This window comes from Streptomyces sp. NPDC049970, from assembly GCF_040660235.1.
Taxonomy (GTDB): domain Bacteria; phylum Actinomycetota; class Actinomycetes; order Streptomycetales; family Streptomycetaceae; genus Streptomyces.
On the sequence record NZ_JBFALP010000008.1, the window covers coordinates 84470 to 110226 of the forward strand.

24 protein-coding genes and 1 pseudogene are annotated in these 25757 nt (G+C 72.6%); 13 read left to right on the forward strand and 12 right to left on the reverse strand.

The annotated features are described in order from the left end of the window. The first annotated feature begins 14 nt into the window (after window positions 1–14). Together AB0I83_RS17010 and AB0I83_RS17015 are read left to right on the forward strand one after the other, a co-directional pair. Window positions 15–866 (forward strand): patatin-like phospholipase family protein, encoded by an 852-nt coding sequence (locus tag AB0I83_RS17010; protein ID WP_356532650.1) that lies wholly within the window; start codon window positions 15–17, stop codon window positions 864–866. A 40-nt stretch (window positions 867–906) separates the two neighbouring features. Next, on the forward strand, window positions 907–1752 hold the full coding sequence (locus AB0I83_RS17015) for a fused MFS/spermidine synthase (protein WP_363305094.1): 846 nt from the start codon (window positions 907–909) through the stop codon (window positions 1750–1752). On the opposite strand, the gene AB0I83_RS17020 is transcribed toward AB0I83_RS17015, so the two are convergent. After that, complete coding sequence (locus tag AB0I83_RS17020; protein WP_363305095.1) at window positions 1714–3024, reverse strand: MFS transporter; 1311 nt, start codon at window positions 3022–3024, stop codon at window positions 1714–1716. The genes AB0I83_RS17015 and AB0I83_RS17020 overlap by 39 nt on opposite strands. A 69-nt stretch (window positions 3025–3093) precedes the next feature. Then, entirely contained in the window at window positions 3094–4128 is a 1035-nt protein-coding gene (locus AB0I83_RS17025) for a hypothetical protein (protein ID WP_363305096.1), read from the reverse strand. A gap of 110 nt (window positions 4129–4238) precedes the next feature. Here AB0I83_RS17025 and AB0I83_RS17030 point away from each other — a divergent pair, with 110 nt between their 5' ends. Continuing rightward, complete coding sequence (locus AB0I83_RS17030; RefSeq protein ID WP_356532805.1) at window positions 4239–4676, forward strand: DUF4442 domain-containing protein; 438 nt, start codon at window positions 4239–4241, stop codon at window positions 4674–4676. 129 nt (window positions 4677–4805) lie between these two features. Beyond that, window positions 4806–5468 (forward strand): DedA family protein, encoded by a 663-nt coding sequence (locus tag AB0I83_RS17035; RefSeq protein WP_356840757.1) that lies wholly within the window; start codon window positions 4806–4808, stop codon window positions 5466–5468. Between the two features lie 32 nt (window positions 5469–5500). Here the strand turns inward: AB0I83_RS17035 and AB0I83_RS17040 are convergent, their stop codons facing one another. Then, window positions 5501–6031 carry a gamma carbonic anhydrase family protein gene (locus AB0I83_RS17040; RefSeq protein WP_356532657.1) on the reverse strand — a complete coding sequence of 177 codons (531 nt, stop codon included), beginning with the start codon at window positions 6029–6031 and terminating at the stop codon, window positions 5501–5503. 153 nt (window positions 6032–6184) lie between these two features. On the opposite strand from AB0I83_RS17040, the gene AB0I83_RS17045 reads away from it, so the two are divergent. Beyond that, the gene (locus AB0I83_RS17045; protein WP_356532658.1) at window positions 6185–6937 is read left to right on the forward strand and encodes a DapH/DapD/GlmU-related protein; all 753 of its coding nucleotides are present in this window, start codon (window positions 6185–6187) and stop codon (window positions 6935–6937) included. A 121-nt stretch (window positions 6938–7058) separates the two neighbouring features. Here AB0I83_RS17045 and AB0I83_RS17050 read toward each other — a convergent pair whose 3' ends face one another. Next, complete coding sequence (locus AB0I83_RS17050; protein WP_356840754.1) at window positions 7059–7925, reverse strand: EamA family transporter; 867 nt, start codon at window positions 7923–7925, stop codon at window positions 7059–7061. Window positions 7926–8017: 92 nt separating this feature from the next. Between AB0I83_RS17050 and AB0I83_RS17055 the strand changes: the two genes are divergently transcribed. Beyond that, entirely contained in the window at window positions 8018–8602 is a 585-nt protein-coding gene (locus tag AB0I83_RS17055) for an XRE family transcriptional regulator (RefSeq protein ID WP_363305097.1), read from the forward strand. Between the two features lie 191 nt (window positions 8603–8793). On the opposite strand, the gene AB0I83_RS17060 is transcribed toward AB0I83_RS17055, so the two are convergent. After that, entirely contained in the window at window positions 8794–9612 is an 819-nt protein-coding gene (locus AB0I83_RS17060; RefSeq protein ID WP_363305098.1) for an AAC(3) family N-acetyltransferase, read from the reverse strand. A 115-nt stretch (window positions 9613–9727) separates the two neighbouring features. Further along, complete coding sequence (locus AB0I83_RS17065; RefSeq protein ID WP_356532665.1) at window positions 9728–10144, reverse strand: CoA-binding protein; 417 nt, start codon at window positions 10142–10144, stop codon at window positions 9728–9730. 82 nt (window positions 10145–10226) lie between these two features. Between AB0I83_RS17065 and AB0I83_RS17070 the strand changes: the two genes are divergently transcribed. The 4 genes from AB0I83_RS17070 (at window position 10227) to AB0I83_RS17085 (ending at window position 15379) form a co-directional block, all read left to right on the forward strand. After that, window positions 10227–10859, forward strand: a complete 633-nt coding sequence (locus AB0I83_RS17070) for a YigZ family protein (protein ID WP_356532667.1) — start codon at window positions 10227–10229, stop codon at window positions 10857–10859. A 142-nt stretch (window positions 10860–11001) separates the two neighbouring features. Next, window positions 11002–11124 carry a hypothetical protein gene (locus AB0I83_RS17075; protein WP_363305099.1) on the forward strand — a complete coding sequence of 41 codons (123 nt, stop codon included), beginning with the start codon at window positions 11002–11004 and terminating at the stop codon, window positions 11122–11124. Next, a complete protein-coding gene (locus tag AB0I83_RS17080; RefSeq protein ID WP_363305100.1) occupies window positions 11121–12290 on the forward strand; it encodes an exonuclease SbcCD subunit D in 1170 nt (389 codons plus the stop codon). Before AB0I83_RS17075 ends, AB0I83_RS17080 begins: the two co-directional genes overlap by 4 nt. Continuing rightward, window positions 12287–15379 (forward strand): SMC family ATPase, encoded by a 3093-nt coding sequence (locus AB0I83_RS17085; protein ID WP_363305101.1) that lies wholly within the window; start codon window positions 12287–12289, stop codon window positions 15377–15379. The genes AB0I83_RS17080 and AB0I83_RS17085 overlap by 4 nt, the downstream gene beginning before the upstream one ends. A gap of 35 nt (window positions 15380–15414) precedes the next feature. Here the strand turns inward: AB0I83_RS17085 and AB0I83_RS17090 are convergent, their stop codons facing one another. The 3 genes from AB0I83_RS17090 to AB0I83_RS17100 all read right to left on the reverse strand — a co-directional run bounded on the left by AB0I83_RS17090 (window position 15415) and on the right by AB0I83_RS17100 (window position 18694). Continuing rightward, window positions 15415–16284: an ATP-grasp domain-containing protein gene (locus tag AB0I83_RS17090; RefSeq protein ID WP_363305102.1), complete on the reverse strand. Its 870-nt coding sequence runs from the start codon at window positions 16282–16284 to the stop codon at window positions 15415–15417. A 126-nt stretch (window positions 16285–16410) separates the two neighbouring features. Further along, the gene (locus tag AB0I83_RS17095; RefSeq protein WP_363305103.1) at window positions 16411–18096 is read right to left on the reverse strand and encodes a DUF885 domain-containing protein; all 1686 of its coding nucleotides are present in this window, start codon (window positions 18094–18096) and stop codon (window positions 16411–16413) included. A gap of 67 nt (window positions 18097–18163) precedes the next feature. Beyond that, on the reverse strand, window positions 18164–18694 hold the full coding sequence (locus AB0I83_RS17100) for an Lrp/AsnC family transcriptional regulator (protein ID WP_363305104.1): 531 nt from the start codon (window positions 18692–18694) through the stop codon (window positions 18164–18166). Between the two features lie 59 nt (window positions 18695–18753). On the opposite strand from AB0I83_RS17100, the gene AB0I83_RS17105 reads away from it, so the two are divergent. Further along, complete coding sequence (locus tag AB0I83_RS17105; protein WP_356532676.1) at window positions 18754–20025, forward strand: PLP-dependent transferase; 1272 nt, start codon at window positions 18754–18756, stop codon at window positions 20023–20025. Here AB0I83_RS17105 and AB0I83_RS17110 read toward each other — a convergent pair. Beyond that, window positions 20009–21337 (reverse strand): annotated as a pseudogene (locus AB0I83_RS17110) (GNAT family N-acetyltransferase); the annotation flags it as partial. The gene AB0I83_RS17105 and the pseudogene AB0I83_RS17110 overlap by 17 nt on opposite strands. A gap of 202 nt (window positions 21338–21539) precedes the next feature. After that, entirely contained in the window at window positions 21540–22370 is an 831-nt protein-coding gene (locus tag AB0I83_RS17115; RefSeq protein ID WP_363305105.1) for an alpha/beta fold hydrolase, read from the reverse strand. 146 nt (window positions 22371–22516) lie between these two features. On the opposite strand from AB0I83_RS17115, the gene sigJ reads away from it, so the two are divergent. Both sigJ and AB0I83_RS17125 read left to right on the forward strand, forming a co-directional pair. Then, window positions 22517–23401: an RNA polymerase sigma factor SigJ gene (sigJ, locus tag AB0I83_RS17120; RefSeq protein ID WP_363305106.1), complete on the forward strand. Its 885-nt coding sequence runs from the start codon at window positions 22517–22519 to the stop codon at window positions 23399–23401. A gap of 278 nt (window positions 23402–23679) precedes the next feature. Further along, a complete protein-coding gene (locus AB0I83_RS17125) occupies window positions 23680–24444 on the forward strand; it encodes a GntR family transcriptional regulator (RefSeq protein WP_356532681.1) in 765 nt (254 codons plus the stop codon). Window positions 24445–24531: 87 nt separating this feature from the next. Here the strand turns inward: AB0I83_RS17125 and AB0I83_RS17130 are convergent, their stop codons facing one another. Further along, a complete protein-coding gene (locus AB0I83_RS17130) occupies window positions 24532–25689 on the reverse strand; it encodes an ROK family protein (protein ID WP_356532683.1) in 1158 nt (385 codons plus the stop codon). Between the last annotated feature and the right edge of the window lie 68 nt (window positions 25690–25757).

Below are 25757 nucleotides of genomic sequence, written 5' to 3' on the forward strand. Positions count from 1 at the left end.
GTCAGACTGGGCGGATGGCAGACACAGCTCTCGTACTCGGTGCCGGAGGCGTCACCGGCACAGCCTGGGAAACCGGCATCCTGCACGGACTCGCCAAGGCGGGCGTAGACCTGTCCACGGCCGATCTGATCGTCGGGAGTTCGTCGGGCGCCGTCGTCGGGGCGCAGCTCGCGTCAGGCCTCGTCGGCATCGGCGAGCTCTACGAACGGCAGCTCGCAGACCCGGAGGACAGGAAGGCGACGGCGGGCAGGCTCGGCCCCGTCACCCTCCTGCGCTACGCCCGCGCCGTGCTCACCTCCCGTACTCCGGACGAGTACGGCCGCAGACTGGGCGCGCTGGCCCGGGACCGCCGTCCGGGAGCGACCGCCGCCGAGTGCCACCGGGCGACCGCGGACCGGCTGCCGTCGTCCGACTGGCCCGAGCGGCACCTGCTGGTCACGGCCGTGGACGCGTTCACCGGCGCCCTGCACACCTTCGACGGGACGGGCACGGTCTCCCTCACCGACGCGGTCACCGCCAGTTGCGCGGTTCCCCTGGTCCGGCCGGCGGTGAGCGCCGGGGGCGGCAGCTGGATCGACGGCGGGGTGTACTCCCCGGCCAACGCGCAGCTCGCCGCCGGTTACGGGCGGGTCGTGGTCATCGCCCCCACCGCCAGCGGCACCAAGGTGATCGCCTCGCCCCGCGCGCAGGCCGCCGAACTGGAGGCCGCGGGCGCCCGGGTGGAGGTCATCACCCCGGACGCCGGCACCCGGAAGGTGATCGGGCGCAACTCCCTCGACCCCGCCCGGCGGGCCGCGGCGGCCAGGGCCGGCCTGGCCCAGTCCGTCGCGCACACCGAAGCGGTCGCCGCGCTCTGGAACGGCTGATCCGTCCGGGAGCGGGCCCGGCGCCCCTCACAATGGGGGAGTGAACGAGCCGATACCCGTCATCCGGGACACCGACCGCGGCACCGCCAGGCTGCTGCCCGACGTCGACCGGGACCGGGCCTGGCTGCTCACGGTGGACGACGCCCCGCAGTCCTACGTCGACCTCGACGACCCGGAGCACCTCGAGTTCGAATACGTACGCCGGCTCGGCCACGTCGTGGACCGGGCAGCGACTCCGGGGGCGCCGCTGGACACCGTGCATCTCGGCGGGGGCGCGCTGACGCTGCCGCGCTATGTCGCCGCGACCCGTCCCGGCTCGCGGCAGGACGTGGCCGAGGCGGACGGCGGGCTCGTCGAGCTGGTCGCCGAGCATCTGCCGTTGCCACGGGGAGCCGGGATCACGGTGCACGCCGCGGACGCCCGCGCCTGGCTCGAACAGGCACCGCAGGACTCCGCCGACCTCCTGATCGCGGATGTCTTCGGCGGCGCCCGCGTGCCCGCCCACCTCACGTCGGTCCAGTACGCGCGGTCCGCCGCACGGCTCCTGAGGGCGGACGGCGTCTACGCGGCCAATCTGGCCGACAGCGCGCCCTTCACCTTCCTCCGTCCCCAACTGGCCAACTTCGCGGAGGTGTTCGACGAGCTCGCGCTCATCGCGGAACCGGCCGTGCTGCGCGGGCGGCGCTTCGGCAACACGGTGCTCGTCGCCTCCCGCGCGCCGCTCGACATCGCCCGGTTGACCAGGCTGTGCGCGGCCGACGTCTTCCCCGCGCGGGTCCAGCACGGTGCCGCGCTCGACCGGCTCATCGGCGGCGCGGAGCCGGTGGACGACAGTGACGCCGTCGCCTCACCCGAGCCCCCCGACGGTGCTTTCGGTATCGGCTGACTTCCGGGGCCCGACCGGTACGCCCGGCTCCTCCGCGGGGCCGCGGCGTGTCAGATTCCGTACGTCGGGCACGAGCAGCACGCCCGCGGTCACCAGCACGATCAGCGCGGCGCAGCCCCACAGCGCCTCGCTGCGGCCCACGAGCGACTCCACCGGGCCGGCCGCCGCCGTGGCCAGGGGCACCATCGCGACCGAACCGAACCAGTCGTACGCCGAGACCCTGGACAGCTTCTCCTCCGGGATCTCCTGGTGCAGGGCGGTCATCCAGGAGACGCCGAACACCTCGATGGCGACTCCGGTCACGAACATCACGCCGCAGAGGCCGGCCACCGGCAGCGGTACCGCCAGCCCCGCGGACGGCAGCGCGAGCGGGAACACGCAGAGCGTTCCGGCCAGCAGCAGCCGCCGTGGTTTCCAGCGCATCATCAGCAGTGCCCCGCCCAGCGTGCCGACCCCGAACGCGGCGAGCGCGAATCCCCAGGGACGCGCCCCGCCGAGCTGGTCCCTGGCCACCAGTGGCCCGTAGACCGCCTCGGCCGCCCCGACCACGGCGACGACCACGCTGAACTGCAGGACGATCGCCCAGAGCCAGGGACGTCCCGCCACCTCGCGCCAGCCGTCGCGCAGATCGGCGAGCAGCCCGCCGCCCGACTCGCGCGCGGGGATGTGGCTCACGTCGAGGAACGCCCGGAGGGCACCGGCCACCGCGAACGCCGCCGCGTCGACCGCGAGCACCCACCCCGGGTCCATGGCCGCGATCAGGGCGCCGCCGAGAGCCGCTCCGCCGATGGCCGCGCCGTGCATCGACATCCGGAAGAGCGCGAAGGCCCGGGCCGCCCGCTCCCCGTCGACGCTGGACATCAGCATGCCCTCGGCCGCCGGAGCGAAGAACGCCTGTCCCGTTCCGCAGAGCGCCGTCAACAGCATCATGTGCCAGAGCTCGGCGGAACCGGTCAGTACCAGCCAGGCGAAGACGGCCTGCGAGACGCAGTTGAGCGTGTTGGCCGCCACCATCACCCGGTGGCGCGGGACACGGTCCGCGACCGCGCCGCCGATGAGCAGGAAGAGCACCAGCGGCGCCGTACGAGCGGCGGCCACGAGACCGACGTCGCCGGCGTCGCCGCCCGCCTCCAGAACCGCGAACGCCGCCGCGATCAGCGCGCCGTGGGTCCCCAGGCTCGTGATGATCGCGGCGGCGGTCAGCAGACCGAAGTTCCGCTCTTTCCGCAGGGTGCGGAGCGCGGCCGAGGAGGAAGAGGCGGGGGAAGTCACCAGGGGACTATCCCCGCCGCACCCCCCTGCCGCCAAATGGTCATCCCCGGGGCCTCGGGCGCCGGTGGCTCAGGACGGGCTCTCGGTGCTCTCCCCGGCCTCCGTGAGCCGCACGGTGCTGAGGATCTTCTGGATGGTGGTGTCGGGGAGTTCGTCGTCGACACCGGCGTTGGCGTAGAGGATCCAGGACGAGTACTCGTCCTTCGCGTTCTTGAAGGTGAACGCGATCGACTTGCCGTCGGTGTCGCACTTGTCCTTGTTCGCCAGCCCTGTCGCGGTGGCGGTGACGACGCTGCCCGAGAGGCCGGACTTGGTCGTGTACGGCTTGGCCGTGCCGATCTTGACCTTGTTCTTCGGGTCCTCCTGGCCGTAGGCGGCGTAGACCATGTGCGCGGCCTCGTTCTCGGCCGCCTGGTCCGTGCTCGTGGCGCCCTGCCCACCCTTGGTGCCGACGCCGGCCAGGCCGGTGTCCTCGTCGGTGCCGTCCTTGTCGGAGTCGTCGACGCACCACTTGCTCTTGTAGAACGCGGGAGCGCTGAAACCGGCGGCAGGCGGGCCGGTGGGGTCCTTCACGTCCTCGAAGCCCGAGAACACGCCGGCGCCCGCGACCTCCCAGTCGCCGGGCACGTCGAACCGCGTGCCCCACTTGGGGTTGGTCACGACCTTCCAGCCCGGGACGGTGGGCGCGGCCTCCTCGCCGCCGCGCGGGTTCGCCGCGGGGGAGGAGGCGGTGGCGGACGGCTTCGGGGACGAGGACGACTTTCCGCCGGCCTCGGTCGAGCCGCCCTCGTCGTCCTTCTTGTTCATGACGACGACGCCCGTGACGACCGCCGCGACGACGACCGCGGTGGCGGCGACGACGGCGACGATCGTCGTCTTCCTCTTGTCGTCCGGCTGCGGGCCACCGGGCTGCCCCGGCACGGCGTACTGCGGCGCGGTGGGCTGCTGGTACGGGTTGCCCTGCGGGTAACCCGGCTGGCCCTGCTGCTGATATCCCGGCTGCTGATAGGGATTCGGCTGTTGGTACCCCGGCTGCTGGTACGGGTTCTGGTTCTTGTCCTGCGGGTTCTGCTCGCCCCCGGGCGGCTGCTGTCCTGGCCACATGGCCAGTAACCATAGAGGGCGGGTGGACCCACTGCTACGGGCGCCCCTGTGAGGGGATGGTCAAAGCCTGCTACCGGCTAGTAACATCGCGCTCCATGAGCACTGAAGAGATGACAGTCGGAGACATGCTGTCCGCGAGCGTCCCGATGGTCCGGACCCTTGGCATCACGTACCTGGAGACGACCGCGGAGCGCGCCGTGCTCTCGCTCCCTGACCAGGCCGAATACCACAACCACCTCGGCGGCCCGCACGCCGGAGCGATGTTCACCCTCGCCGAGTCGGCGAGCGGCGCGATCGTCGTCGCCGCCTTCGGCGACCAGATGGCACGGGCGGTCCCACTGCCCGTCACCACGGAGATGGCCTTCAAGAAGGTGGCCATGGGCGAACTCACCGCGACCGCGGTGCTTGGCCGCCCTGCGGACGAGGTCGTCGCCGAACTCGACGAGGGCAAGCGCCCCGAGTTCCCGGTGAGCGTGGAGATACGGCGGGCCGACGGCGCCGTGACCAGTGAGATGAGCGTGGTCTGGACCCTGCGCCCCAACCGCTGACCGGAGAGCGGCCCCGCGAGCCCCGGCCGGGGGCCGCGGCGGCCGCCCGCCTCTGCCGGACCGGTAGGCTGCCCGCCGTGCGCCACGCGTGGTGCGCGACGGCAGATCTCTTGACGGGAAGGTTCGGCGATGCACGTCCAGGAGTGGCTGGAGACCGTACCCGCGGTCAGCATTTACCTCCTGGTGGGGGTCGTCATCGGGCTGGAGAGCCTGGGCATTCCGCTGCCCGGCGAGATCATCCTCGTGGGCTCGGCCCTCCTCGCCTCCCAGCACGGTCACATCGACCCTGTGGTGCTCGGTGTCTGCGCGTCGGCCGGAGCGATCATCGGCGACTCGATCGGCTACGCCATCGGCCGCAGGGGAGGCCGTCCTCTGCTCGCCTGGCTCGGTGGGAAGTTCCCCAAGCACTTCGGGGCGCCACAGATCGCCCTGGCCGAGAGGTCGTTCGAGAAGTGGGGCATGTGGGCGGTCTTCTTCGGCCGCTTCGTCGCGCTGCTCCGCATCTTCGCCGGGCCCCTGGCCGGTGTCCTGCGCATGCCGTACTGGAAGTTCCTGATCGCCAACGTCCTCGGCGGAATCGTCTGGGCCGGCGGCACGACCGCGGTCGTCTACACCGTGGGCGTCGCCGCCGAGGCCTGGCTCAAGCGCTTCTCCTGGCTGGGACTGCTGGTGGCCGTACTGATCGGCCTGGCCTCGATGCTCGTACTGAAGAACCGGGCCAAGAAGGCGGCGGAACGGGCGGACCTGCCGGTGGCGGCGCCCGAGCCGGACGCGGTGCGCGCGGCCGACTGACACCCCGGACACCGCACCGGGGCTCCACGGGCTCAGACCCGGTGGGCCTCGCGGTGCGCCTTCGCGAGCTCGACGTAACCGGCCGCGTTGAAGGCGATGCCCTCGCGCTCCTCCTCGGTCAGCTCCCGCCTGACCTTTGCCGGTACGCCGGCGACGAGGGAGCCCGGAGGTACCCGCATCCCCTGCGGCACGAGAGCCTGCGCCGCGATCAGTGAACCCGCGCCGATGTGCGCGCCGTTGAGCACGGTCGCGCCCATGCCGACCAGTACGTCGTCCTCGATGACGCAGCCGTGCAGGACCGCGTTGTGGCCCACGGAGACCCGGGCGCCCACCGTCAGGGGGAAGCCGGGGTCGGTGTGCACACTGCAGTTGTCCTGGATGTTGCTGTCCGGTCCGAGGGAGATCGGGCCGCAGTCGGCGCGCAGCACGGCCTGGTACCAGAGGCTGGAACCGGCCGCCATCGACACCTCGCCGATGACGACGGACGTCGGCGCGAGGAAGGCGTCCGGATCGATGTCCGGTTCCCTGCCGCCGATGCCGGTGACCAACGCCTGCTCTGCCATCGCCTGCTCCTCGGTGTGGTGCGCGCGGCGCCCCTCGGCCGTGCCGTGCTCCGGACGAACCGTAATGGACGCCCCGACCCGCACCGGGAGGTGGGGTGAACATCACAGCCCGTCGCGCGGATGCGTTCCCGGCGGTCGGACTACCTTGGGCAGGTGCCGAAGAACCGAAACACGTTCTCCTCCCTCTCCCGCCTCGGGCGAGGTGCCATGTCCCGCGCCGTCCACGGCGTCTGGGCCTGGGCGCAGGAGACCGGAGCGGTCACCGCGCAGCACCCGGGACGGCTACGGTTCGGCCGCATCGGCACGGGTACCCGTCTCGCGTTCCCCCAGGGCACGGTCTTCGGGGAGCCGTGGATCGAGCTGGGCGACCACTGCATCATCGGTGAGCGGGTGACGCTCACCGCCGGGCTGATGCCCGATCTGGACCTCGGGTCCGAGCCCATCCTGACGCTGGGCAACGGTGTGGTGCTGGGCCGGGGCAGTCACGTCATCGCCGACACCACGGTGTCGATCGGGTCGGACACGTACTGCGGTCCGTACGTCTACATCACCTCCACCAACCACAGTTATGACGATCCCCATGAGCCCGTCGGCAAGCAGTGGCCGCGCATGGAACCCGTCGCGATCGGTCCGGGCTGCTGGATCGGGACCGGGGCGGTGATCCTCCCGGGGGCCAGACTCGGCCGGAACGTGGTGGTCGCGGCGGGAGCCGTCGTACGCGGAGAGGTGCCCGACCACGCCGTCGTGGCGGGGGCGCCGGCCCGTGTCGTGCGGAGCTGGGACCCGGAGCAGGGCTGGCAGCCGCCCCTGCGCACACCCGCACCGGTGCCCATCCCGGCCGGCGTCACCTCCGAAGAGCTGCAGGCGGTCGCGCTGCTCCTGGACGACCCCGCGGCGGAGAGCTGATCGCGGGGTGGGCGGTGAGGGGGCCTAGGTGGAGGGCTTGGGCGGTGACGGGGTCGAGCTGTAGGGCTGATCCTCCGTCGGAACGCCCGTCCCGTCTCGGTGTCCGTCCCCCGCGCTTCCCTCAGCCCGTCGCCAGCAGGACCGTGCCCAGCAGGGCCAGACCCGCGCCCGCGGCCTGGACCCCGCGCAGCCGCTCGCCCAGGAAGCCGCGTGCGGCGAGCGCGGTGACCACCGGATACAGCGAGGCCAGGACGGCGGCGACCGTCACGGGGCCGTACCCTGCCGCCATCGCGTACGAGCCGTTCGCCGCGACATCGGCGAGCCCGACGAAGGCCAGAGCCGGCAGCGCGGACCGTACGACGGACCAGCCGCTGTCCTGCGGGAGGGCGCGACCACCTCGCCGCACCGAGACGTACAGGGCCGTCCCGCCGACCGCGATATTCGTCACGCGCTGCACGAACAGGGCCAGGAAGAGGCCGGTCACGGTCGTTGAGGCCTCCGCGATCAGTGCCATCACCGCTCCGAAACCGAAGGCCGCCAGCAGGGTCAGCAGGACCGCCTGACGCTGCACCGGCGCTCCGCGCAGCTGCGGCCCGCCGGCCAGGACGATCCCCACGACGGCGACCGCCACCCCGGCGAACTGGATCAGTCCCGGCCGCTCCCCGACGGCCAGGCCCACCCCCACCGGGACCGCGACACCGAGTGAGCCGAGCGGAGAGACCACGCCCATCGGGCCCAGTGCCAGAGCCTTGTAGAAGCTCAGCATCGCGACAGGTCCGACGGCACCCGCGGCCACCGCGAACCAGAGCCTGCCTCCGGCCTCGTCCCACGCCCCGGTCGCGATCACGACGACGCCCAGGACCACGGCCGCGATGCACTGCGAGACGACCACGACGGTGAGTGCTGGCAGACGACGGGTGAGCAGTCCGCCGCCGAAGTCCGCCAGGCCCCACAACAGGCTCGTGGCCAGGGCGAACAGTGCTGTCATCGGGCGCCTCGCAGTACAGTGCGGTGGTCGGTGGGTACACCACACCGTAGTGCATTATTTTCGACTCTGTCATCCAGAATATTGGACGGAACGTGTCTGACCTCGATCAGCTCACCCAGTCGCTCGCCCGCAACCTCAAGCGCTGGCGAGGTGAGCGGGGCTTCACCCTGGACGCTCTCGCGGCCCGGGCAGGGGTCAGCCGCGGCATGATCATCCAGATCGAGCAGGCGCGTACGAACCCGAGTGTCGGCACCACCGTCAAACTGGCCGACGCGCTGGGCGTCAGCATCACCACCCTCCTCGACTACGAGCAGGGGCCACAGGTGCGGCTGGTGCCCGAGGGGCAGGCCGTGCGCATGTGGTCCACGAAGGCGGGCAGTTCGACCACGCTCCTGGTCGGTACCGAGGCACGGGGGCCGATCGAGCTCTGGTCCTGGCGCCTGATGCCGGGCGACGGCAGCGCCTCCGACCCGCACCCCGAGGGCACGGTCGAACTCCTCCACGTCACGGCGGGCGAGTTGACGCTGATCGTGGACGGCGAGCCGCACGCCGTGGCGGCGGGTACGTCGGCGACCTTCGAGGCCCACGTGCCGCACGACTACCGCAACGACGGCACCGAGCCGGTCGAGATGACTATGGCGGTCTCGATCCCGCCGGTCCGCCGAGAGGGCAAGTGAGCAGAACCTGGAGGCTGTCGGCGTAGGCCCCGCGTCAGCACACCGGGGCGGTTCGCGCCGCGGCCGCATCCCCGCCGAGCCGATCGCTGCGGTGGGCACCACCCGGCGCGGCAGCGGTGGAGCGGCGGTGAAAGGGCCCGCGATCCACGCGGACGACCAGGGGCGCGGGCGGACGTGACGCGGCTCCCACGCTACGGACGCGCGGGCCGATGGCGCCCGAACCAGCCCTGGGCGAAGTCCACCGCTGCCCGGAGGCCGAAGAGCAGGCCGGTCGCCGAGCCCACCCGCCCGGACCGGACCGCCCCGGCCGCGCGGCCCTCGCGCGCGAAGTCGCCCCCCAGGGCCGCGAAGTCGCCGTCGTCCAGCACGATGTCCTCGTACTCCCACCAGCGGCGCGTGCCCGCCGACTCCACCACGCAGCGGTACACCCGGCGGGGCGGCGGGGCGGGGCGACGGTACTCCGCGAGGTGGAAGGCGCTACAGGTGTCGAAGCCGGTGCCCAGCAGCAGGACCTGTGCGTCGGTCTCGTAGAGCCGGGCGAGAGGGGAGCCCTCGCCCAGGTGGCAGTCCTGGCGGTGGCCGGTGAGCAGCTTCTCCGCCGCCGGGCCGACCGCCGCGAACGAGGTCTGCGGGTGAGCGCTGCGCAGAGCGCCGGGAGTGAGCCGCACCGTCTCCGCGAGCGCCCCCATGGCCGGTGCGGGAGAAACCCCCGGGGAGAACGGGGGCATCGCCGCCCGCACGGCCGCACATGCCTCGTCGCTCAGGCCTCGGACGCGGTCCAGGTAGGAGCGTGAGGTGTCGGAGTTCTCCGGGGTGAAGGCCGGGACGACGAGGGTTCCACCTGGGCCCAGGGCGCCACGCAGCGCTTCGGCCACCGTCCCGGCGTCCCCACCCACGGAGCGCATCGATGCGTGGACGAGCACGACACCGCCCCGCCGCAGGCCGAGCTCGTGCAGCTGCGAGGCCGTGCGTCCATCGCTGAGGACGGGATGCTGTGTCACGTCCCGCATTCTCCCCGCCGGTGACCTGTAGCGACACCACGCCTACCCTGCGGAATCGGCTGGGCGGGCGGCAGCGGGAGTGGCGACGGTGACGTCTGGAGGACGGGAAGCGCCGGCAGCGAGCTTAGGAGCCGTTCCGCAGGAGGGGTATCTCGATCGCGGGGCAGCGGTCCATCACCATGGCGAGACCGGCCTCCCGCGTGCGGGCGAACGCCGCTTCGTCGACGACTCCGAGCTGGAACCAGACCGCCTTCGCTCCGACGGCCACCGCCTCGTCGGCGACGCCTCCCGCCAGGTCGCTGTTGACGAAGACGTCCACCACGTCGACGGGGAAGGGTATGTCCGCCAGCGAGGCGTACCCCTGTTCGCCGTGGACCGTCTCGGCCTTGGGGTGGACCGGGACCACCCTCTTGCCGAAGCGCTGGAGGACCTCCGCCACCCCGTAAGCCGCACGGGAGCGGTTGCCGGACAGTCCGACCACCGCCCAGGTGTCGCCCGAGTCCTGAAGAATCCCGCGGATCGTCTCTTCGTCTGCGTACATGCCCTGACAACGGACGGTCCCGTCGGACCATTCCCCACGGAAGGGTGAACTGTCCGGCGGCACCGGCGCATAGGGTGGGCTGATGCAGGAGCAGTACCGCACCGTCGCCCGCGCGGGTGTGCACGAGACCGAGGTCAGCCGATCGCGCTTCCTCTGCGCGCTCGCTCCCGCCGCCACCGAGCACGAGGCGCAGGAGTTCATCGCACGCATCCGCAAGGAACACCCCACCGCCAACCACAACTGCTTCGCGTACGTCATCGGTGCCGACGCCTCCGTGCAGAAGGCGAGCGACGACGGGGAGCCCGGAGGCACCGCCGGCGTCCCCATCCTCCAGATGCTCATGCGTCGGGACGTGCGGTACGCCGTGGCCGTGGTCACCCGCTACTTCGGTGGAGTCAAACTGGGCGCCGGCGGGCTGATCCGGGCGTACGGCGGTGCGGTCGGCGAGGCACTCGACTCGCTGGGCACGATCACCCGCCGCCGGTTCCGTCTCCTCACGGTGACCGTCGACCACCACCGCGCGGGGAAGCTGGAGAACGATCTGCGCGCGGGCGGCCGGGCCGTGCACGACGTCACGTACGCGGAGGCGGTGACCTTCGAGATCGGGCTGCCGGAGACCGAGGTCGAGGACTTCAGGGCCTGGCTGGCCGACGCCACGGCAGGAGCCGCGACCCTCGAACTCGGTGGCGAGGCGTACGGCGATGTCCGGGGCTGATGAGGACTCCGGTACGGCACGGCACCGGCGTGGTCGGGCCGGACGCGTGGCCCGGGCGGGGCAGGTCCCGACCCGTGGGCCGGAGGCGGAGAAGGCGGACAGAGTGGAACACGTGGGATCCAGGGTGCGGAGGAAGCGGAACATGCCGGGCGAAGCAGTCGGAGCGACCTGGCCCGTGGCGGCGCGGCCCGAAGCGGTGTGGCTGGTCGCGGCGTGGCTCGGAGTGGCGTGCCTCGGAGTGACGCGGCTCGGGGTGGCGTGGTGAGGATTCTGCACACCTCGGACTGGCACCTGGGGCGCTCGCTCCACCGGGTGTCCCTGCTCGACGCCCAGGCCGCCTTCGTCGACCACCTCGTGGACACGGTCCGGGAGCACGCGGTCGACGTCGTCGTCGTGGCGGGCGACGTGTACGACCGTGCCGTACCGCCGCTGTCGGCCGTCCAGCTCTTCGACGACGCGCTGCACCGGCTCGCGGCGGCCGGCGTACCCACCGTCATGATCTCCGGGAACCACGACTCGGCCCGGAGACTGGGCGTCGGCGCCGGACTGATCGCCCGGGCCGGGATCCATCTGCGTACCGACCCCTCGGGCTGCGCCACCCCGGTCGTGCTGCGCGACGGCACCCACGGCGACGTGGCCTTCTACGGGCTGCCGTATCTCGAACCCGCCCTCGTCAAGGACACGCTCGGCGCCTCGAAGGCAGGGCACGAAGCCGTCCTCTCGGCCGCCATGGACCGTGTACGGGCCGATCTCGCCGCCCGGCCGGACGGGACGCGCTCCGTGGTGCTCGCCCACGCGTTCGTGGCCGGCGGGCAGCCCAGCGACAGCGAACGCGACATCACGGTCGGCGGTGTCGCCGCCGTCCCCGCCGGGGTCTTCGACGGCGTCGACTACGTCGCGCTCGGCCACCTGCACGGCTCCCAGACCGTGACGGACAGGGTCCGCTACTCGGGCTCCCCGCTCGCCTACTCCTTCTCCGAGCACGTGCACCGCAAGACCATGTGGCTCGTGGACCTCGGCCCCCGGGGCGATCTGGCCGCCGAGCGGATCGACTGCCCCGTACCGCGCCCCCTCGCCCGGCTCCGCGGACGCCTCGACTCCCTGCTGGAGGATCCCGTGCTCGAACGGCACCGGGAATCCTGGGTGGAGGCCACCCTCACGGATCCGGCGCGCCCGGACGAGCCGATGGCCCGGCTCGTCGAGCGCTTCCCGTACACCCTCAGCCTCGTCTTCGACCCGGAACGCGGCCCCGAGGACCCACTCGCGTCCTACGCACAGCGGCTCAGCGGGCGCGACGACCAGCAGATCGCGGAGGACTTCGTGGCCCACGTACGCGGTGGAAGCGGCCCCAGCGCACAGGAGCGGACGGTGCTGCGCGCCGCCTTCGACGACGTGCGGGTCGGCGACGGCGTCCACGAGGTGTCCCGTTGAGGCTGCACAGGCTCACCCTGACCGCGTTCGGACCCTTCGGCGCCACCCAGGAAGTCGACTTCGACGCCCTGTCCTCGGCGGGGATCTTCCTGCTGCACGGACCGACCGGCGCGGGCAAGACCTCCGTCCTCGACGCCGTCTGCTACGGGCTGTACGGCGCCGTGCCCGGTGCCCGGCAGAGCCCGGGCACCTCCTTGCGCAGCGACCACGCCCCGCTCGACCTGCCGACCGAGGTACGCCTTGAACTGACCGTCGGCGGGCGCCGGCTGGAGGTCACCAGGCGGCCTGCGCAGCCACGCCCCAAGAAGCGCGGCGGCGGCTTCACCACCGAGAAGGCACAGAGCCTCCTGCGCGAGTACGACCCCGAGAGGGGATGGCAGGCCCTCAGCCGCTCCCACCAGGAGGTCGGCGAGGAGATCGGCGGACTCGTCGGGATGAGCAGGGACCAGTTCTGCCAGGTCGTCCTGCTTCCCCAGGGCGACTTCGCCCGCTTCCTGCGTGCGGATGCCGAGGCGCGCGGCAAACTGCTCGGGCGGCTCTTCGACACCCGCCGCTTCGCCGCCGTCGAGGAACGCCTGGCCGAGCTGCGGCGTACGGCGGAAGCCCGGGTCAAGGCGGCCGACGAGCAGGTCCTCGCCCTGGCCCAGCGCATCGCGCAGGCGGCCGGACCGGCCGCGGACGAGGCCCCTCTCCCCGAGGACCGCCCCGGTGAGCCGGGCCTGGCCGAGGGGGTCCTCCAGTGGGCCGCCGTCGCGCGCAGCGGGGCCCGGGAACGGCTGGACATCGCCGAATGCGTCCTGGCCGCTGCGGAGGGCAGGAACGCGGCAGCGCGCGACGTGCTGGAAGCGGAACGCGAACTGGCACGCCTTCAGCAGCGGTACGAGGAGACCCGGAGGCGAGCGGCGGGGCTCGAGGGCCGCCGGGCCGAGCGCGACCGCTGCCACGAGCAGCTGACCCGCGCGCGTAAGGCGGACCTGGTCGCCCCCGCGCTCGAACTGCGGGAGGAGGCCGCGCGAGCACACACCGCGGCCGTGGCGGCGCGGGACCGGTCCCGCGCCGGACTCCCGCCCGAACTGGCCGACGCCGGCTTCGACCAGCTGGCGGAAAGGGAGCGCCGGCTGCGGGCGGAGCTGGGCGGACTCGACGCCGCCAAGCGCGCCGAACACCGCAGCAGCGAGATCGGCACCGAACGGGCGCGTCTGGAAAGGCAGTCCAGGGCGGACGACGAACTGATCCAGGAGGCGGCGGACTGGCTGGCCGGCTGGGACGCGACCCACCGGAGTCTCAGGGAGCGGGTGCAGACGGCGCAGGATGCCGCCACCCGGGCGGAGCAGCTGGCCGGTCGGCTCGGTCCGGCACGCAGACGGCTGGACGCCGCCCGGCGGCGCGACGTGCTCGGCGCGCAGGAGAAGGCTGCATCGGGGGTTCTCACGGAGGCCCGTGAGCGCGCGGTGGCGGCGCACGAGGACTGGCTACGGCTGCGCGAGCAGCGCCTCCAGGGCATCGCGGCCGAGCTGGCGGACCGCCTCACCGACGGCGTGGCCTGCACGGTGTGCGGCTCGACCGAGCACCCGGACCCCGCCCGTGCGCAGGCGGACCACGTGGACCGGGCCACGGAGGAAGCCGCGCTCACCGTCCACCGGCGCGCCGAACAGGCACGTGCCGAGGCGGAGAGCGAACTCGGCGTCCTGCGCGAACGGCACGCGGCGGCACGGGCGGAGGCGGCCGGAGACGCCGAGCCGGCCGACCGCGTCGGCGCAGGATCCGGTCCGGACCCGGACTCCGCGTCCGGACCGGCGGCCACCGGTCACCTCGCATCGGTCGCCGGACTCCAGGAGACCGTGGACCGGCTGACCGGGGAGCACACGGACGCGCACCGCCTGGCCGCCGGGACGCACGCGGCCAGAGAGGCCCTCGCCACCGCCGAACGCGAGCACCTCGGGCGGCTCGACGAACGGCAGCAGGCCGAGCGGCGCGCCGCTGCCCGCACCTCGCAGCGGGAAGCACTCGACCGTGAACAGGACGCGCTGGAAGCCGAGCTGGCCAAGGCCCGGGGCGCGTGCCGCTCCGTCGCCGAACACGCGGACCTGCTGGAACGGCGGGCCGGCCTGCTCGAGGAAGCGGCTGAGGCGCTCCGTGCCGAACAGAGCGCCGCCGAGAGGCTGAAGGAAGCGGACGGCAGGCTCGCCGACGCCGCGTTCCGAGCCGGGTTCGACACCCCGCAGGCCGCCGCTGCGAAGATTCTCGGCGACACCGCGCAGCGCGAACTCCAGCACCGGATCGACGCCTGGCAGACCGAGGCCGCGACGGTCGCCGACCGGCTGGCCGAGGCGGACGCCAGGGCAGCCGCAGAGCGCCCGCCCGCCGCGCCCGACGCGGCGAGGACGGCGTACGAACTGTCGGCGCGGGCACTGCGCGACGGCGCCGCCGACCACGCCGCCGCACGGGAGCGCAGCGCCGAACTCGGCCGGCTCTCGCACCGCACCGCCGAAGAGGTGCGCGGGCTGCGGCCGTTGCGTACGGAGTACGAGAGAGTGGCCCGGCTGGCCGGCCTGACCGCGGGGACCTCGGCGGACAACGAGCGCAGGATGCGCCTGGAGGCCTACGTGCTGGCGGCCCGCCTCGAACAGGTGGCGGCCGCGGCGACCGCCCGCCTCCAGCGCATGTCGTCCGGCCGCTACACCCTGGTCCACTCCGACGAGCGCAGCGGAGGCCGGCGGGCGGGACTCGGCCTGCACGTGGTCGACTCCTGGACGGGCAGGGAGCGGGACACGGCGACCCTGTCCGGCGGCGAGACCTTCTTCGCGTCGCTCGCCCTGGCGCTCGGCCTCGCCGACGTGGTGACGGACGAGGCGGGAGGCGTACGCCTGGACACCCTGTTCATCGACGAGGGCTTCGGCAGCCTGGACGACCAGACGCTGGACGAGGTGCTCGACGTCCTGGACTCGCTCCGGGAGCGGGACCGCAGCGTCGGCATCGTCAGCCATGTCGCGGACCTGAGGCGCCGTATCCCCGCCCAGCTCGAGGTGGTGAAGGAGAGGCACGGGTCCGCGGTGCGCCACCGGGCGGTGGGCACGCTCAGCGATTGACGGCCCGCCGGGGAGGAGTACCCGGTGCCACCCGGTCACCTCGCGAGGAGCGCGGCGAACAGTCTCCCGCCGTCGTCCTCCGGGGGCAGACCGCTGACCTGGCCGTCGCCCACCTCCACGACACGCCAGACCCCGTCCTCGCGCAGTGCCATGTCGGTGGTCACCCATCGGCAGCCGAGCTCCCGCACCGCCTCGCGGACGGCACCCAGCGACGGCCCCGCCGACCGGCCGGGCGTGTCCGGGTGAGCCGTCACCAGCGCCGGCTCGCCGTCCACCCACCACACCCGTGCCTCACCGCCCGGCACGAACCGCTCGAAGGCGCGCAGCACCACTCCACCGGCCAGGAAGTCGCCCTGCAGTGCGAGGAACCTGTCGATGACGGCGGTGAGCCGCTCCGCGTCCCCGAGTTCCGGCACGAAGCACGCCTCGTGCCACTCGTGCTTGCGGGACTTCACGAAATCCTTGACGATCCCCGGTCCGGAGCCGAGGGGCCGGGCGAGGCGGGACCACGGTGCGTGACCGCGCGTGGCGTTCCCCGACGTCAGCGGGAGCCACACACTGGCCGGGGTGAGCTCCGTGAACACCGCATACCAGCCTGGGAGTTCGTGGGCCGTCCGATAGGCGACGGCGTCGGTGAGCAGCGAGCAGCCGCGCGCGACGAGAGCCCGCTCCAGCTCTCCGTAGCGACCCTGCGGAATCATCCAACCCCGGTACCAGTACGGCCCCGAACCGCGCGGTACCCGGCCGACGGCTGCCTCCGCGTCCCCGGCGAGCAGCGCGTCGTGGTCGACCAGTACCACCGGGGCGCCTGCTTGCCGGGCCGCGGCGGCCTCCTGGGCGAAGGCGCCGTCCGGCCGTGCCGGTCGCAGCGGGTCGCGGCAGAACAGGAATCCGGGCGGAGCCATGCGGGACTCATTCGTCGGGAGCTTCGGGAGCTTCGGGGCTTCGGGAGGGCCCGAAGGACCGGGGTGTGCGTGCCGGCCAGGCGGCGGGGCCCGGTGGCAGCGCACCGGGCCCCGCCACCGGCGGGATCAGAGCTTGGACAGCTCGTCCACCAGATCGTCGAGGCCGAGCGACCCCTGCGAAAGGGCGGCCATGTGCCATGCCTTGAGGTCGAAGGCGTCGCCGTGCGCCTTGCGGGCGTTCTCCCGGCCCAGCAGCCAGGCCCGCTCGCCCAGCTTGTAGCCGATCGCCTGCCCCGGCATCGACAGGTAGCGGGTCAGCTCGCTCTCCACGAAGTCGGCCGGCCGGCCGCTGTGGCTTCCGAAGAACTCCTGAGCCAGCTCCGGGGTCCACCGCTCGCCCGGGTGGAAGGGCGAGTCCGCGGGAATCTCCAGCTCCAGGTGCATGCCGATGTCGACGATCACCCGGCAGGCACGCATCATCTGCGCGTCCAGATAACCGAGGCGGCGCTCCGCGTCGGGGAGGAAGCCCAGCTCGTCCATCAGCCGCTCGGCGTACAGCGCCCAGCCCTCGGCGTTGGCGCTGACATGGCCGATCGACGCCTGGTACCGGGAGAGGCTCTCGGCGACGTGCGTCCACTGCGCGATCTGGAGGTGATGACCCGGCACGCCCTCGTGGTACCAGGTGGACACCAGGTCGTAGACGGGGAAGCGCGTCTGGCCCATGGTGGGCAGCCAGGTGCGGCCGGGGCGCGAGAAGTCCTCGGACGGGCCCGTGTAGTACGGAGCGGCGGCGCCCCCGGCGGGAGCGATGCGGGACTCCACCTTCCTTACCCGCTCGGCGAGTTCGAAGTGCGTGCCGTCCAAGGCCTCGATGGCCTCGTCCATCAGCCCCTGCAGCCAGTCCCGTACCTCGTCCACGCCCTCGATGTGCTTGCCGTGCACGTCGAGGTGGGCGAGCGCCTCCCACGGGCCCGCGCCCGGAAGGATCTTGTCCGCCTCCTTCTTCATCTCGGTCATCAGGCGGCGGTACTCGGACCAGCCGTAGGCGTACGCCTCGTCCAGATCGAGGTCCGTGCCGTTGAACTGGCGGGCCCAGCGGGCGTAGCGCTCACGGCCCACGGTGTCCGGGGCGCCCTCGATCGCGGGGGCGTACACCTCGGTCAGCCAGTCCCGCAGCGCGAGGAGTCCCGCGGTCGCCCGGCCGGCGGCCTCGTCCAGCTCCGCGCGCAGCGAATCGGGTCCCCGGGCCACGAAGTCCTGGAAGAACCCCGTGCCGCCCTCGCCCGCCCAGGTACCCAGCTGCCCGATGAACGTGGCGGTCGGGCGGGGGCCCCCGTACAACTTGCGCTCCAGACCGAGCGCGAGCGAGGCGCGGTACCCGTCGATCGCGGCCGGTACCGCCCGGAGCCGGTCGACGATCGCGGCCCAGTCCTCGTCCGTGGCGGTCGGCGTCGCCGAGAACACGTCACGGAGGCTGTGTACGGGGGAGTGGATGTTGGAGACGGCCCGCAGGCCCTCCTCCGCCTCATGGATGGCGAGTTCGGCCGTCAGGCGTTCCCGCAGCAGCCGTGCGCAGCGCTTCTCCTCCTCGGTGTCCGCCCCGGGAAGCCGCTCGGCGGCGTCGAGTTCCACCAGGGTGCGGCGGACGAGTTCGGCCATGGCGGCCTGACCGGCGGGCGAGAGATCGGGCAGCCTGCGGTAGCTTTCCGCGACACCGAGATAGGTACCTGTGATCGGGTCGAGTTCGATGTACGCGTCGACGTATGCGTCGGCGACCTGGCGCGGCAGTGCGCTGCTCGGAGTGTCTGACATGTGGACATCTTCGTACGGCAGAGGTCCTCGCGTCACGGGTAAAGAGGACTTCGGCCGGGAAGATCCCTTACGGGGCCGGGACGTCCGGGTGCTGCTCCGGGGTGCCGGCGGGCGTACGGGCCCCCGCCGCGAGCGGCATCAGCGGGCCGCACTCCCACTGCTGGAAGATCAGCCGGGTCTCCACCCGCGCGACCTCCCGGCGCGAGGTGAACTCGTCCAGCACCAGCCGCTGGAGGTCCGCCGGGTCGGCGACGGCCACGTGCACCAGATAGTCGTCGGGGCCGGTCAGGTGGAAGAACGCCCGGGACTCCGGCAGCGCCCGGATCCGTTCGACGAACGGGCCGATCAGTTCCCGGCGGTGCGGCCTGACCTGGATCAGCAGCAGCGCCTCCAGACCGCGGCCGATCCGCGCCGGATCGATGCGCAGCCGGTGCCCCAGGATCACACCCGAGCGGCGAAGCCGCGCGACCCGGTCCAGGCATGTGGACGGAGCCACCCCGACCTCCGCGGCGAGCTCCCGGTAGGTCGTCCGGGCATCGTTCTGCAGCAGTCGCAGAATGTGCAGATCAACCGGATCGAGAGCGACGGATTCAGGCATTCGGCGAACGTAGCACGGTGTTCGGGCGCAATCATCCGTTGCTTGTTCAGGCTGATGTCATGGACACCGAAGCCTCCTCCCTGACACCCCAGGCCCCCCTCCGGTCCAGGGCGCTCGCCACCGAAGCCGTGCACGCCGGACGCGACGACCTCGCCTCTCTCGGTCTGCACGCCGCGCCGATCGACCTGTCCACCACCTACCCCTCGTACGACTCCAGGGGCGAGGCCGAACGTATCGACGCCTTCGCGTCGACCGGGGCCAGGCCCGACGGGCCGCCCGTCTACGCACGGCTCGACAACCCCACGACGGCCAGGTTCGAGACGGCGCTGGCCCGCCTGGAAGGCGCCGAGAGCGCCGTCGCCTTCGCCAGCGGAATGGCGGCGCTCACCGCCGTCCTGCTGGCGCGTGCGAGCCTGGGGCTGCGCCACGTGGTCGCGGTGCGTCCCCTCTACGGCTGCAGCGACCACCTCCTGGGCGCCGGGCTGCTGGGCACCGAGGTGACCTGGACGGATCCCGCGGGCATCGCCGACGCCATCCGCCCGGACACCGGTCTGGTGATGGTCGAGACGCCCGCCAACCCGACGCTGGCCGAGATCGACATCAGGGCCGTCGCGCACTCCTGCGGATCCGTGCCGCTGCTGGTCGACAACACCTTCGCCACGCCAGTGCTGCAGCGGCCCCTCGAACACGGGGCCCGGATCGTTCTGCACAGTGCCACCAAGTACCTCGGCGGCCACGGCGACGTGATGGGCGGAGTGGTCGCCTGCGACGAGGAGTTCGCCGCGACCCTGCGGCAGGTGCGGTTCGCCACCGGTGGTGTCCTGCATCCGATGGCCGGATATCTGCTGTTGCGCGGACTGTCCACGCTGCCGGTACGGGTCAGGGCCGCTTCGGCGTCCGCCGCGGAGATCGCCCGCAGGCTCGCGGCGGACCCGCGCATCGCCCGCGTGCACTACCCCGAGGTGGGCGGCGCGATGGTGTCCTTCGAGGTGTACGGCGATCCTCACCGGATCATCGCGGGGGTCCGGCTGATCACGCCCGCCGTCAGCCTCGGCAGCGTCGACACGCTCATCCAGCACCCGGCCTCCATCAGCCACCGCATCGTGGGTGAGGGAGACCGGCGGGCCGCGGGTGTCGGAGACCGGCTGCTGCGGATGTCCGTCGGCCTCGAGGACGTCGAGGACCTCTGGGCCGACCTGTGCCAGGCGCTCAGTGACGGAACCGCTCCCGCGCCTGCTCGGGCCGCGGGGGCGGCTGCGTCGCCGATGTCGCCGGTCGGGTCGTCGACTCCGCGGCCGGCTGGACGGGAGCGGCGGTCAGCCGCGCTGTGATGACCAGGGTGCCTTCCTCGATCTGGTAGTCGAGGGGCAGCGACAGCGCCCGCATGGCGGCGACCATCCCCGTGTTGTGGGCCTGCGTCACGGCGTACACGCTCTCGCAGCCGGCCTCGGCCGCCAGCGCCACCAGACGCTCCAGGAGCTCCGAACCGATTCCACGGCGCTGCCAGTCGTCCTCGACGAGGAGCGCGACCTCGGTCTCGTCCCCGTCCCAGAGCAGATGTCCGAGCGCCACGAGCCGCCCGGAGGCCGTCTGCACGGCGAGCGTACGGCCGAAGCGCGGGCTCAGCAGGTGGGCGAGATACCGGTCGGCGTCGCGGACCGGGCCGTGGTACCGGAGACCGAGGGTGCGCTCGGAGCAGCGGTCGTGCATGGCGACCGCCGCGTCCAGGTCCGCCTGGTCCGCCCTGCGCACGGTGATCTCGTTGCCCTCGGGGAGGGTGAGGACGTCCTCGCTGCGCGGCACGCGCGGTCCGAGCCGGGCGTCGAGCTCGACCAGTGCCCGTGCCCGGGCGAACTCGGTCGGGGTGAAGGGGAGGTAGGGGCGTTCGACGCTGATGACACCGCCCGACGGATCGCGCAGCCTCATCACGGTCTCCTCCAGGACGCCTTCCACCGGGGCGCTCTCCCCGGTGGGCCGCCCGGTGATCGACATGGCGGGCAGCGAGTGGATGGTGCACCGGCCGAGGAGCTGGCGGAGCGCGAGAGGCAGCTCGGCCGCGTCCAGCGCCGTGCGGGTGGCCAGGCCGAGGACCCGGGTGGGTGTGTCGACCAGGTCGTGCGCGTCGGCGCGCTCGATCCAGGTGGACGACCCTCCGGCCGCGGAGATCTCCCGGTTGAGCTGTTGGGCCGGCAGCGCGGCGGGCGCCCGCAGCAGGAACTCGTCGACGGTGCCCTGCGCCAGTGGGTGCGTCTGGAGGGTGAGGATGTCGATCCGGTGGCGGGCGAGCGCGATGCAGAGGGCGGCCAGGGCGCCCGGTGTGTCCCGTACGGTCGTCCGCATCCGCCACAGAACCGTTTCGAGCTGCTCGTGGGCACCGGCGGAGGCGAGTTGGGTCTCCGTGCCGGTGCCCGTATCGGACTCCGGGGGAGGCGCGTGGCTGTGCCGTCGTGCCCACCACGTGTGGAACGCGGCCGTGGCGGCCAGGGCCACGGCCGAGGCGATGAGCAGATAGGGGCCGTCGGGCTGGTGCCCGATCAGGTTGGCGATCGCGTCGGCCACGGCGACCGCGGTGAAGAGCGCGGCCAGCTCGATCAGGTCACGCCGCCAGTGGTGCGGGCGTCGGGCACTCTTCGCGGATGTCACATCAGTCATGTACCTACTGTGACCGAACGGTGTTGCCTGATCACGAACGGATTGTGACTGATGGGTTACGTGTGGATCTGGTCGCCTTCAGCACCTTTTCCGTCCGCGACGGAGCCGGGGTCCGCCCACCGGTGGTGGCGGGGCGCTCTCGGCGGCGGGGCCGGCCGGTGTGCCGCCCGGGCCGGGCACCGGCCGGTGGCGGTCAGCGGCTCGTGTCGAGGATGATCCGTGCCACGGCGGCAGGATCGTCGTTCATCGGGACGTGGCCGCAGTCCGGCAGGCGGACGAGCCGGGCACCGGGGATGACGTGCTTCGCCCTGACGCCCTGGCGGCGCGGCAGGATCAGGTCCTTGCTGCCCCAGGCGATGGTGACGGGGATGCCGGGGACGTCGTCGGTGAAGGCGGCGGACCTTCCCGCGGCCAGGGTGCCGTGGAAGCCCGTGGCTCCCCGCAGGGCCACCGTCTCCGAGACGACCGCCTCGGGTGAACGGCGCCCGGGCCGGGCGTAGATGGTGCTCGTCAGCGCGGTCCGGCCGGGAGCGTTCCGCGAGAGGCGGCCGATCAGGGGCAGGGGCATCGTGAGTGCCGCGCCGCGCATCGCCCGGAGCACGCCGAAGGCGTACCTGCGTTCGCTCTCCGTCCAGAATCCGGCGGGGGACAGGGCCGACACCGAGCGGGCGAGCCGCCGGCGGCCCAACTCCAGGGCCAGCAGGCCACCCAGGGAATTGCCCGCGACGTGCGGGCGCCGAACGCCGAGTGTGCCGAAGAACGAGGAGAGCACCGAAGCCATGGTCCTCAGGTCGTACGGGAGCCCGTCCGGCAGCGACGGTGAGGTGCCGAATCCGGGGAGGTCCAGGGCGATGACATCCCGCTCGGCCGCCAGGATCCGCAGCACCGGATCCCAGGCCTGCCGGTGATGGCCGATGCCGTGCAGCAGCACCAACGGCTCACCGGAACCGGCTCGTTCGTACGCCACACCGACGGTGCGCCGCCCGGCGGGGGAGTCGACCGTGAACGAGACCGTGTGGGCCATGCTGCTCCTCGGGGCGATCCGGCCGCACGGGCCACGGAATGAATGAGACGGCTCGTCAGCAATGATTACCGCTGGGTAGCTTGCAGTTCAAGAGGTGGGCGCGATTCCCGCTGGACACCCTCCTGCCCGTCGGCTGGGATGGGGAAGTGACAGACGACACCGTGACCGCTCTCTTCGAGGAACACCGGCCCGTCCTCACCGGCGTCGCCTACCGCATGCTCGGCCGCGCCGCCGACGCCGAGGACGTGGTGCAGGAGGCGTGGCTGCGCTGGTCCTCGGCCGGGCGCGAGGACGTACGGGAGCCACGGGCCTTCCTCGTGCGGATCACCACCCGTCTCGCGATCGACCGACTGCGTCAGCTGCGAGCCCGGCGCGAGGCCTACGTGGGGCCCTGGCTGCCCGAGCCCGTGGTCACCGAATTCGGACACGCGGCCCCCGACTCCGCCGAGAAGGCTGTCCTCGCCGACTCCGTCTCCCTAGCCGTGCTCATCGTCCTGGAGACCCTCTCCCCGCCGGAGCGCGCGGTCTTCGTCCTGCGCGAGGCCTTCGGCTTCCCCTACGCGGAGATCGGCGCGACGCTCGACCGCTCCGAGGCGGCGGTGCGCCAACTCGCCGGACGGGCCAGGCGCCACGTGGAGCAGGGCAGGCCGCGCTACGACGCGGACCCGGCCGAGCGGCGCGATCTGACGGAGCGCTTCCTCTCCGCCGCCTCGGGCGGCGGACTGGAGCAGTTGCTCGCCCTGCTCGCGCCCGATGTGCGGCTCGTCAGTGACAGCGGGGGCAAGGCCAAGGCGCCACGCCGGATCATCGAGACGGCGGACAAGGTGGGCCGCTTCCTCCACGCGGTGGCGCAGGGCCGGCCCTCGCGGATGGAGGTCCGGATCCTGGAGCTCAACGGCGGCCCGGCCCTGGTGTTCGGCGTGGACGGGAAGGTGGACACCGTCTTCCAGGCGGAGGTCGGCGACGGAGTGATCCGGTGCGTCTATGCCATCCGCAACCCCGACAAACTGGCCGGGCTGCCGGTCGGCTAGCACCCCGGCCGCGGGCGCCGGTGGCGTGGTCCCGGCCGTCCCGTGCTCCCTTTGTGCGGGCCCCGCGGATCCGGCCGGGCGCCGGGCCCGGTGTTGCCCGGGTTCACAGCCGCACGAACGTCCCGTGAACGCTCTGCGGCAGTGGGCTGTTTCGCTCCGTCACCGGGCGAGAATTGGTCTTGACCAAGGTGCTTCGCCGCCCTAAAGTCTGAACGTTAAGACAGGAACCTTTAATAAATAACGTCGCGGAAAACCGTCGAGCGATTGCGGAGGACAGGGTGGGGACCACGCAGCTGGAATCGGTTCAGGAGCCGAAGTACTGGCACCTCAAGACCGTGCTCAGTGAGGCACTCGACTCGGACTTCGCGGTGGGAGAGGTTCTCCCCAACGAGCGGGACCTCGCAGCGCGCTTCGGCGTCGCCAGGGCCACGCTCCGGCAGGCCCTGGAGCAGCTCGAACTGGAAGGCCGGCTCCAGCGGCGCCGAGGCGTCGGCACGACCGTCGCACCGCCCCGGGTCGGCGTGGCCGTCGCCACGGCCCAGCACGGCTGGGCCGGCGACACGGGCGAGGCGTGGCAGCCCGTCGAGTGCACCACCGCCACGGCTCCCACGGCGGTCGCGGCCGCGCTCGAACTCGACGAGGGCGAGACCGTGCACGTGGTGCGCCGTATCCGCACCACGCACGGGCAGGCCGTAGCCGCGGAACTCCTCTACGTCCCCGGCGCGTCCGTGCCCGAACTCTCCGCCATCGAGGCCGCCTCCGGGCCCGCCAGGGCCCGCAGCGTCCTGCGGGAGCTGCACCGCCTTGAACTCGACGGCCAGGACCGCTCGGTCGAGCTCGGATCGGCCCGTGCCGACGACGCGAAGGAACTCGACCGGCTGCCGGGTGCCCCTGTCCTGGTGGTCACGACCCGTTACCTCGCCTCGGCCGGGACGGCGGCCGTTGCCGTAGCCACCTACCGGGCGGACACCTGCCGGCTCACCTTCGGCGACTCCGGAGCGCTGGAGATCAGCCACGACGAGCAGGAGCGCAGAGCTTCCTGACCTTCCGCCAGATACTTCCGGCAGTCCTGCGGGCCTGAACGGCTCCCCACCCGGGGCGCCGCGGTCCTCCCGGCACGGCCCGTCGCCTCAGCGGCGGGCCGTCACCGTACCCTCGACGGCGAAGAGCTGCTCCTCGACGTGGTCGAGCGCCAGCCGCAGTGCACCGGTGGCGACAGCGGCCTCACCCAGGAGCGAGAGAGCCACCCGGGGCGGGCGCAGGCAGTAACGGGCGAGCTCGTCCCGGAGCGGATCCAGGACTCCGTCCAGTCCGGCGGCCCACCCGCCGATCACCACGACCTCCGGATCGAGCGCCAGCACCAGGGCGGCGACGTCGTGCACCAGCCGCTGTATGAAGCGGGCGACAGCCGCCTGAGCCCCGCCGTCCCCCTCCCTGGCCTTGGCGAAGACCGCGGCGACCGCGTGCTCGTCAAGCGGGTCGAGGGGAGTGTCCGTCGTGGAGAGCAGGTGCTCCGGTGTGACATCGCGCCCCAGCAGATGCAGCGCGCCGATCTCCCCGGCGGCACCGCCGAACCCGCGGTGCAGCCGGCCACCGATCAGCGAACCCGCGCCCGGACTCAGGCCCGCCAGCACGAAGACGATGTCGTCGGACTCGGTCGCCGCGCCCTTCCAGTGCTCGGCTACGGCTGCGGCGTTGGCGTCGTTCTCCACGAGCACCGGGCAGCGGAAGGAACGCCGCAGCCGCTCGCCGAGCGCCAGGCCCGTCCAGTCCGGGAGCGCAGTGCCCAGGCGTACGGTGCCGTCCGCCTCCACGATGCCGGGGCTGCCGACGCCGACCGCACGCAGACTGTTCCGTGCCACCCCGGTCCGTCGCAGTACATCGGCGATAACGGCTCTGACCTGTTCGAGCCGGTCGTCCGCACACGCCGTCTCCGAGACATCACGAGACCCCGCGCCGACCACCCTGCCGTCCAGGCCGGACAGCAGCGCGGAGACCCGGTGCGGCCCGATCTCGATCCCCAGCAGATAGCCGGCCTCGGCACGGAACCTGAACCGCCTGGCGGGGCGCCCCTGCCGGCGGGCTCCGCTGTCGTCCGGCAGCGCCTCGACGACCAGGCCCTCCTGGAAGAGACCTTCGACGACACCCTCGACGGTGGGGCGGGAGAGACCCGTGATCCGGGTCAGGTCCGTGAGCGTGGGAGAGTCCGCCCCTCGCAGCGCGTGCAGCACCACTGCGGAATTGATCCGCCGAAGCAGAGACGGGTCCCCACCGGTCAGCTTGCCCACGGTGCGTCCTCCCAGGTCGTGCGTGTCTGCCGGATCGTACTCGCTGGTCCGGGACGCGGCGACCAGCA

What these genes read in the sequence shown, in the direction of transcription:
- AB0I83_RS17010 (WP_356532650.1), top strand. Translation starts at nt 15, where the DNA reads ATGGCAGACACAGCTCTCGTACTCGGTGCCGGAGGCGTCACCGGCACA.
- AB0I83_RS17025 (WP_363305096.1), bottom strand. Translation starts at nt 4,128, where the DNA reads ATGTGGCCAGGACAGCAGCCGCCCGGGGGCGAGCAGAACCCGCAGGAC.
- AB0I83_RS17030 (WP_356532805.1), top strand. Translation starts at nt 4,239, where the DNA reads ATGACAGTCGGAGACATGCTGTCCGCGAGCGTCCCGATGGTCCGGACC.
- AB0I83_RS17035 (WP_356840757.1), top strand. Translation starts at nt 4,806, where the DNA reads ATGCACGTCCAGGAGTGGCTGGAGACCGTACCCGCGGTCAGCATTTAC.
- AB0I83_RS17040 (WP_356532657.1), bottom strand. Translation starts at nt 6,031, where the DNA reads ATGGCAGAGCAGGCGTTGGTCACCGGCATCGGCGGCAGGGAACCGGAC.
- AB0I83_RS17050 (WP_356840754.1), bottom strand. Translation starts at nt 7,925, where the DNA reads ATGACAGCACTGTTCGCCCTGGCCACGAGCCTGTTGTGGGGCCTGGCG.
- AB0I83_RS17060 (WP_363305098.1), bottom strand. Translation starts at nt 9,612, where the DNA reads ATGCGGGACGTGACACAGCATCCCGTCCTCAGCGATGGACGCACGGCC.
- AB0I83_RS17065 (WP_356532665.1), bottom strand. Translation starts at nt 10,144, where the DNA reads ATGTACGCAGACGAAGAGACGATCCGCGGGATTCTTCAGGACTCGGGC.
- AB0I83_RS17070 (WP_356532667.1), top strand. Translation starts at nt 10,227, where the DNA reads ATGCAGGAGCAGTACCGCACCGTCGCCCGCGCGGGTGTGCACGAGACC.
- AB0I83_RS17075 (WP_363305099.1), top strand. Translation starts at nt 11,002, where the DNA reads ATGCCGGGCGAAGCAGTCGGAGCGACCTGGCCCGTGGCGGCGCGGCCC.
- AB0I83_RS17090 (WP_363305102.1), bottom strand. Translation starts at nt 16,284, where the DNA reads ATGGCTCCGCCCGGATTCCTGTTCTGCCGCGACCCGCTGCGACCGGCA.
- AB0I83_RS17095 (WP_363305103.1), bottom strand. Translation starts at nt 18,096, where the DNA reads ATGTCAGACACTCCGAGCAGCGCACTGCCGCGCCAGGTCGCCGACGCA.
- AB0I83_RS17100 (WP_363305104.1), bottom strand. Translation starts at nt 18,694, where the DNA reads ATGCCTGAATCCGTCGCTCTCGATCCGGTTGATCTGCACATTCTGCGA.
- AB0I83_RS17105 (WP_356532676.1), top strand. Translation starts at nt 18,754, where the DNA reads ATGGACACCGAAGCCTCCTCCCTGACACCCCAGGCCCCCCTCCGGTCC.
- AB0I83_RS17115 (WP_363305105.1), bottom strand. Translation starts at nt 22,370, where the DNA reads ATGGCCCACACGGTCTCGTTCACGGTCGACTCCCCCGCCGGGCGGCGC.